This is a genomic window from Streptomyces globisporus C-1027 (genome assembly GCF_000261345.2).
GTDB classification, from domain to species: domain Bacteria; phylum Actinomycetota; class Actinomycetes; order Streptomycetales; family Streptomycetaceae; genus Streptomyces; species Streptomyces pakalii.
Genome location: NZ_CP013738.1, coordinates 7,204,762 through 7,217,110 on the forward strand (window position 1 = coordinate 7,204,762; position 12,349 = coordinate 7,217,110).

Annotated in this window: 12 protein-coding genes and 2 pseudogenes; 7 read left to right on the forward strand and 7 right to left on the reverse strand. The window is 73.2% G+C overall.

Annotated features, from left to right (window positions below; genetic code table 11):
* The first annotated feature begins 23 nt into the window (after window positions 1–23).
* A complete protein-coding gene (locus tag WQO_RS31800; RefSeq protein WP_010058975.1) occupies window positions 24–668 on the forward strand; it encodes a ScbR family autoregulator-binding transcription factor in 645 nt (214 codons plus the stop codon).
* 21 nt (window positions 669–689) lie between these two features.
* Here the strand turns inward: WQO_RS31800 and WQO_RS31805 are convergent, their stop codons facing one another.
* The 3 genes from WQO_RS31805 to WQO_RS31815 form a co-directional block, all read right to left on the reverse strand.
* Window positions 690–1,517: a pentapeptide repeat-containing protein gene (locus tag WQO_RS31805; RefSeq protein ID WP_010058976.1), complete on the reverse strand. Its 828-nt coding sequence runs from the start codon at window positions 1,515–1,517 to the stop codon at window positions 690–692.
* Between the two features lie 101 nt (window positions 1,518–1,618).
* Entirely contained in the window at window positions 1,619–1,789 is a 171-nt protein-coding gene (rpmF, locus tag WQO_RS31810; protein WP_010058977.1) for a 50S ribosomal protein L32, read from the reverse strand.
* A gap of 120 nt (window positions 1,790–1,909) precedes the next feature.
* Window positions 1,910–2,611: a 2-phosphosulfolactate phosphatase gene (locus WQO_RS31815; protein ID WP_010058979.1), complete on the reverse strand. Its 702-nt coding sequence runs from the start codon at window positions 2,609–2,611 to the stop codon at window positions 1,910–1,912.
* Window positions 2,612–2,867: 256 nt separating this feature from the next.
* On the opposite strand from WQO_RS31815, the pseudogene WQO_RS37000 reads away from it, so the two are divergent.
* The 3 genes and pseudogenes from WQO_RS37000 to WQO_RS37010 all read left to right on the forward strand — a co-directional run.
* Window positions 2,868–3,709, forward strand: a pseudogene (locus WQO_RS37000) (BTAD domain-containing putative transcriptional regulator); the annotation flags it as partial.
* Between the two features lie 206 nt (window positions 3,710–3,915).
* On the forward strand, window positions 3,916–4,356 hold the full coding sequence (locus tag WQO_RS37005; protein ID WP_029182136.1) for an AAA family ATPase: 441 nt from the start codon (window positions 3,916–3,918) through the stop codon (window positions 4,354–4,356).
* Window positions 4,357–4,361: 5 nt separating this feature from the next.
* Window positions 4,362–4,886, forward strand: a pseudogene (locus tag WQO_RS37010) (BTAD domain-containing putative transcriptional regulator); the annotation flags it as partial.
* Between the two features lie 650 nt (window positions 4,887–5,536).
* On the opposite strand, the gene WQO_RS31830 reads toward WQO_RS37010, so the two are convergent.
* From WQO_RS31830 to WQO_RS31840, 3 genes are all read right to left on the reverse strand, one after another.
* Window positions 5,537–5,941, reverse strand: coding sequence for a hypothetical protein (locus WQO_RS31830; RefSeq protein WP_237274186.1), 405 nt, complete (start codon window positions 5,939–5,941; stop codon window positions 5,537–5,539).
* A gap of 70 nt (window positions 5,942–6,011) precedes the next feature.
* On the reverse strand, window positions 6,012–6,824 hold the full coding sequence (ddaH, locus tag WQO_RS31835) for a dimethylargininase (RefSeq protein WP_010058985.1): 813 nt from the start codon (window positions 6,822–6,824) through the stop codon (window positions 6,012–6,014).
* Window positions 6,825–6,842: 18 nt separating this feature from the next.
* Window positions 6,843–7,787 (reverse strand): methionyl-tRNA formyltransferase, encoded by a 945-nt coding sequence (locus tag WQO_RS31840; RefSeq protein ID WP_010058986.1) that lies wholly within the window; start codon window positions 7,785–7,787, stop codon window positions 6,843–6,845.
* Window positions 7,788–7,999: 212 nt separating this feature from the next.
* Here WQO_RS31840 and WQO_RS31845 point away from each other — a divergent pair, with 212 nt between their 5' ends.
* The 3 genes from WQO_RS31845 to WQO_RS37210 all read left to right on the forward strand — a co-directional run bounded on the left by WQO_RS31845 (window position 8,000) and on the right by WQO_RS37210 (window position 11,427).
* Window positions 8,000–9,577, forward strand: coding sequence for an amidohydrolase (locus tag WQO_RS31845; protein WP_010058987.1), 1,578 nt, complete (start codon window positions 8,000–8,002; stop codon window positions 9,575–9,577).
* 148 nt (window positions 9,578–9,725) lie between these two features.
* Window positions 9,726–9,944, forward strand: a complete 219-nt coding sequence (locus WQO_RS31850) for a hypothetical protein (protein WP_010058988.1) — start codon at window positions 9,726–9,728, stop codon at window positions 9,942–9,944.
* Between the two features lie 253 nt (window positions 9,945–10,197).
* Window positions 10,198–11,427 carry an MraY family glycosyltransferase gene (locus WQO_RS37210; RefSeq protein ID WP_010058989.1) on the forward strand — a complete coding sequence of 410 codons (1,230 nt, stop codon included), beginning with the start codon at window positions 10,198–10,200 and terminating at the stop codon, window positions 11,425–11,427.
* A gap of 16 nt (window positions 11,428–11,443) precedes the next feature.
* On the opposite strand, the gene WQO_RS31860 is transcribed toward WQO_RS37210, so the two are convergent.
* Window positions 11,444–12,331, reverse strand: a complete 888-nt coding sequence (locus tag WQO_RS31860) for a glycosyltransferase family 2 protein (protein ID WP_010058991.1) — start codon at window positions 12,329–12,331, stop codon at window positions 11,444–11,446.
* Between the last annotated feature and the right edge of the window lie 18 nt (window positions 12,332–12,349).

Below are 12,349 nucleotides of genomic sequence, written 5' to 3' on the forward strand. Positions count from 1 at the left end.
ACGCGGCTGAGGAAGGTGTGGCCATGACGCAGGATCGCGGGGAGCAGACGTTTCAGCGGATCGTCCAGGCCGCCGGAATCGTGATCGACCGGGACGGCTACGCCGGTGCCTCGACCCCGGCGATCCTCCGGCTGGCCAACGTCTCCCGCAGCGGCTTCTACCACCATTTCGCGTCGAAGCAGGACCTCGGCGACGAGATCCTGGCCCGCCAGCACACGTACTTCCAGCAGGTCTCCGAGCAGATGGCGGCGGGCCCGGCCCCCGAGCTCTGGCTCCAGGCCCTGGTGGACATCAGCCACCACTACACCGCCGGCCTCCTGGAGGACCCCGTCCTGCGGGCCGCCGTGCGCCTTTCGATCGAGCCGGGCCCGTACCAGACCGCCGAGAGCTACGCGGGTTCGCTGGGTGCCGTCACCGCCGCTCTCGAATCCGCGCGCGAAGCCGCGGAGCTCCAGGACCACGTCGAGCCCGTGGAGACCGCGCGGACACTCGTCGGCTGCTACAGCGGCGTACAGATGCTGTCCCTCGCCCTGGCCGAGCGGGACGCACTGCACCAGCAGGTCAGCGCCATGTGGTCCCTCGTCATGCCCGGCATCGCCCGTCCGGAGATCTTCGCCCGGCTGCGTCTGGGGCCGCCGCGCTCCATGGGTACGTCCCCGCCGCGCTGACAGAGCGGCCCCGGACACGCCCTAGTCCGCCCAGTGGGGCGGGCGCTCCAGGGTCTGCGGGACCTTCGTGCGGGCGTCGCCCCGCGCGGCGTTGAGCTGGGGCTGGGTGAGAAACAGCGCGCCGCGCAGGTCCGCCCCGCACAGGTCGGTGTCCCGCATGTCCGCGCCGATCAGGTCGGCGTCCCGCAGATCGGCGCCGGACAGGTCGGCCGCGATGAGGAGGGCCCCGCGCAGGCTGGCGCCGCGCAGCTTCGCACCGCGCAGCCGGGATCCCATGAGGTGGGCGCCCCGGTGGTTCTTCTTGCGCCCGGGGACCGCCGCCCGGGTCAGCTCGCTGGCCCGCAGGAGCAGCGGGTTCACCTCGCCGCGCAGCGCGTCCGCGTCGACGGCGAGCAGCATCTCCGCCGTGTCCCGGGTGAGGGCGTCCAGCCGCTCGTGCGCGCGGCGCAGATCGCCGTGCACGGGCCCGGCCGCGGGCAGGTCCAGGGCCTGCGCGATGTACTTCAGAAGCTCATGGAGCTGCCGCACGACGGGGAAGACCTCATACATGGCGCGGGCCGAATCCGGCTTCTCACGCCAGCTGACGCCCTTGAAGGTGACCTGGGAGACCTTCTGACCCGCTCCGAAGCAGTCGAACACCGTGCAGCCGTTGTACCCCTGGTCACGCAGCCGCTGGTGGATGCCGCAGCGGAAGTCCTCCTGGAGGTTCCCGCAGGGTGTGCCCGCGGACTTGTCCACCGGGAAGTCCGAGGAGCGCGAGAAGGGCAGCGCCACGCAGCACAGCCCGAAGCAGTTCCCGCAATCGGCCTGCAGGTCGGGCTGGGCGGCGTACGAGGTGCGCTCGGACAAGACGGTGACTCCTGGAGGCGTGCGGGGCAGCCGACGGTGTGCCGGTGGCTGTACGCCCCCATTGTCCCGCGTGCGCCGAACGCGGCGTGCCAGGAGGCCGGTCAGCCCTCCGGACGCAGGAGACCACGCTCGTAGGCCTTCACCAGCCGCTGCGGCACCTGGTGGACGGTCCCGTCGATCGTGACGGGGACGAGCTGGGGCGTCGTCGCCTTCCACTGGGCGCGACGGTGACGGGTGTTGCTGCGGGACATCTTCCGCTTGGGGACTGCCATGGGGACCACCTTTGTCGTTGACCTCGAAGAACGTTATATGAAAACGATAGTCAATACCAAGTCGCCGCCGACTCGTCGGTCTGCCGCCGTCGAGAGGGCCGGAGGCCGCCTGGCCGGGGATCAGGCCGATGTCCCGCCCGTCGACGCAGCTACACCGCGCGGACGGAGGGTCATCAGCGAGTCCTCCAGGGCCGCGACCATGGCGAAGGGGAACCGGTCGACTTCGAGGCAGAGGGCGACGTCGTCGCGGTGGGCTCCTTCGCGGACGCCCTCCGTCAGCTCCGTGGCGGCGCGCGACTCCGCGGCGCGGCGCACGAACGCGGTCGCGTCCGCCCCGGCCCCGGTGACCCTCCCCGCGATGTACTGGGCGCACGCCAGGTCTTCCTCGGCGCGCCCGTCCTCGCCGGTGACCACGAACGTGACGTCGTCACAGCCGTGTTGGCGCAGGAGCCCCGCCGTCGCCTCCGCCACCACGAATCCGGCGCACAGCACCAGCGACGCTTCCTTGACCGCGAGGGCGCCCACCGTTCCCGCCGTGGTCTTCTGTATGACGGTACGTCCGCCCAGGTAGGCGGAGCGCAGCAGACCCGGTGAGTTGACGGCGTCGAAGCCGCGCGCCGGCGCACCGTCCTTGAGCGCCACCCAGTCCGGCCGGCGCGCCTTCAGTGCCAGGGCGTCTTCGAGCGACTCGGCGAGGACGATCTTCTCCGCCCCTCGGGCGAAGGCCCAGGCGGCCACCGTGCAGGCCCGCATGACATCGACTACGACCGCCACGGACGGCGTTTCGGTGAGCTCGGGGATGCCGAGGAAGCGAGTGTCCATCCGCTCATGATCGACTGCGCCCGTCCCGAAGTCCCCGACTTCGTGAGCCACTTCACACCGTCATGCGTGCGCGCCCCGGGTCCCTTGATCGGGGCATTGGTCCAGTCCAAACTGCCAGAACGGAGGAGGGGGATGCCATGTCGGATACGGCGTCGGCGACGGGGGGCCCGCAGGGCGGCCCGGGTGGGGAAGACGAACGTGGCACGATCGGCCCACGGATCCAGCCTTCCGCCGGCGGACCGGGCTGAGCCAGGAGGTGGCCGCGTCCCGGGCCGGGACCAGTACCAGAGCGCTGCGCGACATCGAGCGCGGCCGCGCCCGGCGGCCCCGGGTGCACACCCTGCGAAGCCTCGCCGGGACGCTGGGGCTGAACGACGACGAGCTGGCGGGCCTGCTGGCCGACGCCCGCACCGGGCCACCGCGCGACACCGGCCGGCCGAGCCTGCTGATCCTCGGCCCGCTCGTCCTGCGGCGCGGCCGGGCCCCCGTCCCGGTCGCCGGCCCGATGCTGCGCCGTCTGCTCGGGCTGCTCGCGCTCAAGCACCCCGAGCCCGCCACCCAGCAGGAGATCACCGACATCCACTGGCCGTCCGGGCCGCCACGCTCCCACCCGAGCCTGATCCACACCTACGTCATCCAGGCCCGCCGGCTGCCGGGCCCCTGCGGCCCCCGGAGCACCCGGCCGCCGACCGTCGTCCGGACGCCCACCGGTTACCGGCTGGAGGCGTCCCGGGACCGGATCGACCTCGGCCACTTCGACGAACTGCTGGCCCGGGCGGAGCTTCGCCATGACGCGAGCGACCTGGAGGCCCGGTACGCCTCGCTGACGGAGGCTCTGCGCTGCTGGCGGGGCCCGGTGCTCGCGGACGCCGACCCGGCGCTGCGCCGGCATCCGGCCGCGGTGGCCGCCGACGAACGGCGGGCCCGGGCGGTGCTGCTGCACGCCGACGCCGCTTTGCTGCTTCGCCGCTCCGGGGAAGTCGTTCCGATGCTGGCGGACCTGGTGAACACCGAGCCGCTGCACGAGGGCCTGCACGCCCGGCTGATCCTCGCCCTCGCCGAAAGCGGGAACAGGCCGCCGCGCTCCAGGTGTTCACCCGTCTGCGCGACCGGCTCGACGAGGAGCTGGGCATCGAGCCCGGTACGGAGATCCGCGAGCCCATCTGCGGGTGCTGCGCCGCCAACCGCCCGTCCCGCGCCGCACCGCCCACCACACGCCGGCCCACCGCGAGCCCGCTCACCCCACGGAGACCCACCGAACGGAGAGCCACCCCGCGGAGGTCCGTCGCACACCGGCCGATGGCATGCCGGCCGACGGCACAGCGGCCGCGCGCACGACAGCCCTGCGCCCAGCGCCCTTGGGCCCCACGCCGCTCCCGGCCCAACTCTCTTCCGGCGAGCGCAGCTTCGTCGGGCGGCGACCGCAGCTGCGCGTACTCGACACCCTCGTCGCGTCCGACCCCGCGCGGCGACCGCACATCGCGGTGGTGGTCGGTGCGCCCGGCGTCGGCAAGACCGCCCTCGCCACACACTGGGCGCACGCCCGGCGCGACCACTTCCCGGACGGGCAGCTGTACGCCGACCTGCGCGGCCATTCCCGGCTTCCGGCGCTGCGCCCCGGCGACGTACTCGCCCGTTCCTCCGGGCCCTCGGCGCCCCGCCCCACGCACTCCCCGAGCACCCGCCGAACGAGGACGAAGCGGCGGCGCTCTACCGCACCCTGCTCGCCGACAGGCGTCTGCTGATCGTGCTGGACAACGTGCGCGACGCCGAGCAGGTCCGGCCGCTCCTCCCCGGCGCCCGGGGCTGCACGGTCGTCATCACCAGCCGCAGCCGGCTCGCCGGGCTGGTCTCGTCCGACGGGGCGCGCCGCATCGCCCTGGACGTGCTCGACCCGGACGAGGGCCGCCAACTGCTGGGCAGCATCGCCGGATCCTGCAACGTCGCGGCCGAAGAGACGGCGGCCCGCAGGCTCGTGGAGCTCTGCGGCGGCCTGCCGCTGGCGATCAGGATCACCGGAGCCAATCTCGTGGCCCGCAACGCGAGCATCGCCGCGCACAGCGCCGAGCTGGCGGGCACGGGCGACGGCATCCTCGACCGGCTGCGCATCGAGGGGGACCGGCGTCCCACCGTACGGTCCGCCTTCGAGCTGTCCTACCGCACGCTTCCCGACGAAGCCCGGCGGATGTTCCGGCTCCTCGGCCAACTGCCCGGACCCGACCTCACCGTGGACGCCGCCGCAGCGCTCGCGGGCACAACCCCGGCCGTGTCGTAAGCACTTCTGGCGTTCCTCGCGGACACCCATCTGGTGCGGGATAGGGCGGGCCGTTTCGGGCTGGACGTCCTGCTGCGCGCGTACGCCCGCGAGCTGACCGGCACGGACGAGGAGCACACCGCCCGAAGGCGGCTCGTGCTCTCCCGGGCTCGCGGTCCCGCCCGGCGCGACAACGGGCGGGACAACTGCTCCGGCAGTTACGCCCCTTCTGCCGGTTCCCGCGCCCAGCCCGGCGAAGTGCGGAAGAACAGCAGGTCAACTCCCCTCCTCTCAAGCGGGTTCGGCCTCCCGGACGCCTCCGCCTGCTCTGGTCCGGCTGCAGGAGCCCGAACAGGCCCCAGCCGTACGGTTGGCCGCACCGCAGCCCTTCCCTGTGCCCAGCCACGGGAGTTGCGCGCATGCACCGGCACGAGTGACCGAAGGATGGAACGACGGTGGAAGAACATCGAGCAGAGCACGCCACAGCGGTCGCGTCGCCGCCCGCCCGGGACGGCTCCGGCGGGCCGCCGCCGTCGCCGGGCGAGCCCGCCCATCTGGTCCCGTAACTTCCGGTACTACTTCGTCGCCCGCAGCGCCGGCCTGCTCAGCTGGGCCATGATGCCGCCCGCCCGATCCGCACCCTGCGCCGGGTGCCGGACCGCCGCTGAGGGTCAGGCCCGGTCCCGCCGGGGATGCGGCGGCGGACCGTACGCCTCGACCAGCGCGTTGCGCACGGCGAGCCGTCCCGCGTGGCGGAACGCCAGGGGGTGGGAGTCCACCTCGTGCACCTTGATGGACCGCAGGACGACCGTGACGGCCACTGTCGTTCCGGGGGCCAGGGCCGCCAGCTCCTCGCGGACGCCGGAGCCGAACGCCTCGTGCAGTTCCGAGACCTCACCGGCCGACCAGCCCGGCGCCGCGCTCGTGTCCGCCACCTCGAACTCCACGCCCTGCTGCCAGGGTTCAAAGTCCGACACGGTGATGGCAACGGACGACGGGCAGCCCGCCTGCCGGATGTACGCGGCCTTGACGCCGCGCAGGGGTCGGGGAGGAAAGGTCCTCGGCTCGGTGGTCATGCGCCCCACGCTAACGGCGCGCCGACGGCCTCCCCACGGAAATTCCGCGGGGAGGACGTCCGTTCGTGCGTCAGGCGTCCCGGCGCAGCTCCAGGGTGCAGCACTTGACGCTACCGCCCGCCTTGAGCAGCTCCGAGAGGTCCACCCCGATCGGGTTGAACCCGCGCTCACCCAACTGCGCGGCCAGCTCCGTGGCGTTCTGCGGAAGGACCACGTTGTACCCGTCCGACGTCGCGTTCAGCCCGAACACCTCGGCGTCGGCGGGGGTGGCGAGGAGTGCGTCGGGGAACAGCCGCTCCAGCACGGACCGGCTGCCGGGGGAGAAGGCCGCCGGGTAGTAGGCGACCGTCTTCTCGTCGAGCACGGTCAGGGCGGTGTCCAGGTGGTAGTAGTCGGGATCGACCAGGGTCAGCCCGATCACCGGGCGTCCGAAGTACTCCTGTGCCTCGTCGTGCGAGCGGGGGTCGCTGCGGAAGCCGGTGCCCGCCAGCAGCCAGTCGCCCGCCAGGAGATAGTCGCCCTCTCCCTCGTTGACGAAGGCGGCCGTACGCAGCTCCGGAAAGCCGTTGTCGCGCAGCCAGTTGTGGTAGGCGGGGCCTTCGGCGATGCGCTCGGCGTCGCGGAACCGGGCCACGAGGGCCCGTCCGTCGACGACCGTGGCACCGTTGGCCGCGAAGACCATGTCGGGAAGGGAGGGGACGGGGTCGATCGTGTCGACGGTGTGCCCGAGGCTCAGGTAGACCTCGCGCAGCCGCTCCCACTGGGCGATGGCCAGCGGAGTGTCGACGGGCTTCGCCGGGTCCATCCACGGGTTGATGGAGTAGACCACGTCGAAGTAGGTGGGCCGGCACATGAGGTAGTGCCGGGCACGTGCGGTACGCATATGGGGTGGTCCCGATCGTCAGGGGCGGCCGGTGAGATATCCGCCCATCGAGGTGAAGTACTCGGTCGCGGGCAGCTCGCGGCCGTCTTCGGTCCGAACGCGGGTGATCGCCAGGCCGTGGTTGCGGCCGGTGCGGGCGTCGGCTCCGGCGACGATCACGACACCGTCACCCTCGCGGTAGAAGACGCGGCCCGGGGTGCCGCCGTAGCGGCCCTCGGACACGACGGCCGAGACGACTTCGATCCGCTGCCCCCGGTGGTACGTGAAGGCGGCCGGGTACGGGGCCGACTGGGCGCGGACCAGGCGCTCCAGGTCCTCGGCCGGCCAGTTCCAGTCGATGCGGATGTCCTCCTCGGCGCGCTTGTGGAAGAAGCTCGCCCTCGACCGGTCCTGCGGGGTGAACTCCTTCTGCCCGGAGGCGATCAGCCCGAGGGCCTCGACGGTGACCGGCGCGATCAGATCGACCGTGCTGTGGAAGAGGTCGGTCGCCGTGTCCGTCGGTCCCACGGGCACCGCCCGCTGGACGACGATGTCACCGGCGTCCAGCTCCTCGTCCATCATGTGGGCCGTGACGCCGACCTCCGGCTCGCCGTTGATGAGCGCCCAGATCAGCGGCGAGAAGCCCGCGTAGGCGGGCAGCAGCGAGTCATGGATGTTGAGCGTGCCATGGACCGGCAGTGTGAAGATCTCCGGCGGCATCCACGTCCGCCAGTTGTTGGCCACGATGATGTCCGGGGCCACTTCCCGCAGCTGGTCGACGAGTTCGTCGTCCGGCCGATTGCGGATGATCACGGGGACGCCGTGCTTCTCCGCGAGGTCGGCGACCGAGTCGCTCCAGATCTTCTCGTAGGCGTGCTCGCTCCGGGGATGGGTCACGACGGTCACCACGTCGTGCTCGGAGTCCAGCAGGGCTTGCAGGGTGCGATGGCCCCAGGTCTGGTATCCGAACATGACGACCCGCATGAAGGTGCCTCCTTGGAGAGCGATGACCGGCGCTTCAGTAAAGCAAGGCTTACCTAAGATCACAACGGCCCATGATTCACAGCGAGGTTGACAGCCGATCACGGCTGGAAACACACCCTGACGTCGACAGGCAGGGGCGAGCGGGTTAACTTGACCCGGCCCGCTCTCCGGCCGCGCGCCGTGGGTCCGAACGCGACGGGGAGGGACCTCCCATGCTCTGTACGAGGCTGACGAACGCGCGCTTCCTCACGATGGACCCCCGCCACCCCGTCGCCCACGACCTGGGGATATGGCGCGGCCGGATCGTCGGCGTGGACGACGCCGTGACCTCCCTGCCCGCCCGCGAGACCGTCGACCTGGGCGGGGCGACCGTGCTGCCCGGCTTCATCGACAGCCATGTCCACCTCGCCTGGGCCGGGTTGAAGGCCGGCACGCCGAGCGTCGCCCCGTGCGAACGGATCGAGGACATCCTCGCCGTGGTGGACACGGCGGCCCGGCGGCCCGCCCCTCCCGGCGCCTGGGTGGACGTGGCCGGATATGACCAGCGGGCCCTGGGCCGGCATCTGACCGCCGCCGAACTGGACCGGGTCAGCCACGGCCGCAAGGTCTTCCTGATGCACGACTCCGGGCACGCCTGCGTCGTCAACACCGCGGTGCTGGACCTGCTGCCGGACGGGACCCCGCACGAGGACGGCTTCCTCGCCGAGAGCGCCATGACCACCGCACGCCGGCTCCGGCTCCCGTACTCCCAGGAGGAGCTGGCCGACGCGATCGAGCTCGCCGCCCGCGCCTGCCTGGACGAGGGGATCACCGCCTGCGCGGAGGCGGGCATCGGCGGCGGACTCCTCGGCCACAGCCCCGTCGAACTGGGCGCCTACCAACTGCTCCGGGACCGCGGCCGGCTGCCCGTGCGGGTCCAGCTCATGGCCTCCGGCGACACCCTGCGCCCCCGCGCGGCACACGCCGACGACGGGTTCACCCAGGCCCTGGACCTCGGCCTGCGCACCGGATTCGGTGACGACTGGCTGTCGCTCGGCGCGCTCAAGATCTACACCGACGGCGGGATGATGGCCCGTACGGCGGCGCTCACCTCCCCGTACGAGGGGACGGGCGACAACGTCGGCCGCTTCCAGGACGACCCGGAACGCCTCACCGCCCTGATCGTGGACGGCCACCTCGCCGGCTGGCAGCTCGCCGTCCACGCCATCGGCGACCGCGCCGCCGACCTCGCCCTGGACGCCCTGGAGCGGGCGCAGAAGCTGCGGCCCCGCCCGGACGCGCGCCACCGGATCGAGCACGCCGGGCTGATCCGTCCCGACCAGCTGCCCCGGTTCGCCGCGCTGGGTGTGAGCGCGGTGGTCCAGCCCAACTTCCTGCGCTACTTCGGCGACGACTACGCGACCGTGATGGGCCAGGAGCGGGCCGGCTGGATGTACCGGGGGAGGGGCTTCCTGGACCACGGCGTCGCGCTCGTCGGCAGCTCGGACCGCCCCGTCACGGACGGCGCGCCCCTGCGCGCGATCCAGTTCATGGTCGAACGCGCCTCCGTCTCGGGCCGTCTCGTGGGCCCGGACGAGGCCGTCACCGTCGACGAGGCGCTGCGTGCCTACACGGTCGCCGGAGCCCACGCCTGCCGCTGGGAGGACACGGCGGGCGCCCTCGCGCCGGGAATGCGTGCCGACCTGGTGGTGCTGGGCGACGACCCGCACCGCGTGGACCCCTCCCGGATCGGGGATATCGAGATCGTCCGGACCTTCGTGGACGGCCGGGACACCCGCGCCGAGGTGTGACGCTACGCTCGACGCCATGGGTACGGAGACGAGGGGAAGCGGGACGGCCGCCGCGTGGGTGACCGTCGTGTCGTACGAGAACCTGCCGGGCTGCCAGCGGCCCCCGGCGGCCCTCCGCGCTTGACTGCGTGACCGCGGCATCGACTGGATGTCCTTCGCCGGGGAGCTGATCCACTGCGATCTCGCCTGCCGCATCGGCGCGGACGGGCACTGGCGCGGCCGGTACACCGTCCGGGTCGACGCCGACGCGCTGCGCACCCTGGGTCTGCACCCCGATCAGCCCACCTCGGTGATCACCGCGCCCTCCCCGCCGCCCTGGCGGCACGCCGCCGCCGAGCGCAACGCCGAACGGCGCCCCGGGGGCTGACGGCCCCTCCACCCGCAGTGCTTCCCAACTCCGCTCGTGCCGAAGCTCGTTGAGCTCCGTCGGCCGGTCGGCGCGCGTCGCCCCGCGAGCGGGTGGCAGAACAATGCGTCGCCCTTTTCGTGTTATTTAGGGTGAATCGGGGCATTGGCCCGTAGGTTGGGGAGAAACGCCACCCGGGTGGCGTCCTGTGTCCCCCGACCCGCCACCGGCAGGGGGTCGGGCGGCAGGTCATGAACGAGGAAAGGCAGGGCAGGTGAACGTGCTGGGGATCATCGCCTCCGGTGTGGCCGCGCTGTTCATCACGGTCGCACTCGCCAAGAGTGCCCGCCGCGTTGCGCTCCGCCCGCACGTCCCGAACGAACCGGGCGGGCGTGCGCCACGGGCCGAGGCACTGCGCAGGACGGGCGGCGCGACGGCCGTGCTCGGCGTCGGTACGGCGACCGGCGTGGCCCTGTGGCTCGGTGCGGCGGACGACGCGGCGGGCTCCGTAGGAGGGCTGCTCGCCGGGGCCGGGATCGTGGCGGCCCTCGGTCTCGTCCACGATCTGAAGCCGCTGCGGACCGCCCTGCGCCTCGGCGTCCAGATCGCCGCCGCGACCCTCGTCGTCTGCCTGGCCGGGCTCCCACCGGCGTCGGGTGTCCTGGCCGCGCTCTGGATCGTCCTCGTCACCAACGCCTTCGTCCTGCTCGACCACGCCGACGGGCTGCTCACCGCCGTCGGACTGGTCACCGCCGCCGGACTGCTCACGTGCGCCCTCGTCGGCGGAGCCCCCGCTCTCGCGCTGCTGCCGACGACCCTGGTGGCGGGCCTCGCCGGCTTCCTGCTCCACACCTGGCACCCCGCACGCCTCCGGCTCGGCGCGGCCGGTGCGCAGTTCACCGGATTCGCCCTGGCCGCCTCCGGCGCGCTGATCCAGGCGGCCGCGCCGTCGGGCCGCGCCGCGTGGGCCGCGCTGCCGGCCCTGGCCACGGTGGCCCTCGCCGACAGCGCCCTCGTCCTGATCTCCCGCCGCCGCGCGGCACGTTCCCCGCTGCGTGACACGGACGACCACATCGCGCACCGCCTGCGCCGGGTCCGTGTCACCGTGCCGGGCGCCGCGGTCCTGACCACGCTGTGGGCTGCGGTGCCGGTGGCGACCGGGACCCTGGTGTACGCGGACCTGCTGCACCCCGCGTTCCTCCTCCTGCCCCTCGCGGGGACGGCGGCCGCGGTGTTCGCCCTGCTGAGGATCCCGGCGTACGCCCCGCCCCGCACGGCCCCGCCCCGTACGGGCTCCTCTCGTACGGCCGCAGCCCGACGCACCCAGACGTCCGGCGTCGGCGCCGCGATTCCCGCCGCGGCCTCGGCACCGGGCGCCAAGGCCTCGGCTCAGGGCCAGGGCGCCCCCGCCGCCAGGACCGCAGCGGGGCACCCCACCGTCCCGCCTCCGCCCACCGGCCGCCCCGCGGCCGAAGCCGCCGCGGCCGCGGCCGAACGGGGCTGACAGCGCCCGGCCCCGATCACCCCCGCAGCCGTCCGACCGTCGCGCGGGCCGCGGTGCGCGCGTACGGGGAGACCATCAGATACGGCGCCCACGGCCAGGTGTGCCGCAGGCAGTACACCCACCACTGGCGCGGCGGCAGCTCCCGCACGGAGGTCACCCGGCGCAGCGCCTCCCGGACGCCGATCCCCGGCTCCCGGCTTGCCGGAGCCGCCGACCCGTCCACGCACTCACCGGCATGGCCCGGTGCGACGAACGCGGCCACTCCGGCCCGCCGTGCGCGCCGGCCGTGGTCATAGTCGCCCATCCGGTGGCGGAAGACCTTGTCGGGGTCGCCGACGAGGTCGTACACGGCACGGGGCACCAGGACCACTCGTCCGTCGTACGTGTCGCAGCGCTCGGGCCGGTGCGCGCCGGGTTCGACGAGCGTCAGGGACCGGCCCCGCCGTCCGGAGTACACCGTGTCCCCGTACGCGTTGCGCACCGCGCCGACGACGACCGCCTCGGAACCGGCCGCTTCCGAGGCGCGCAACAGCGTCGCGAGGGTGTCCCGGAACAGTTCCACGCCGTCGTCGAGCCACAGCTGATGGGTCCACGCGTGGCTCGGGCCGCCCGGGGTACCGCCGAGCGGGCCGCCGCCCCCGCCGCCGCTGCGGCTGTTCCGGCTCGCGATGCGCAGCGCCTGGTTGCGGGAGACGTCCGCGTCCACCGACATGACCTCCACCGCCGGATGGCGCAGCCGCACCGCCTCCGGCGTACCGTCGGTGCTGCCGGTGTCCACCAGATGCACACCCAGCGTCGTCCAGGCGGGGAGCCCGCGCTGCTCCTCGAGGGCGCGCAGCGCGGACAGCGTCCGCGCGCGGCGGTCGTGACTCGTCATCAACACGGCCAGGTGGACGGGGTGCACAGCGGGCTCCTCAGCTCC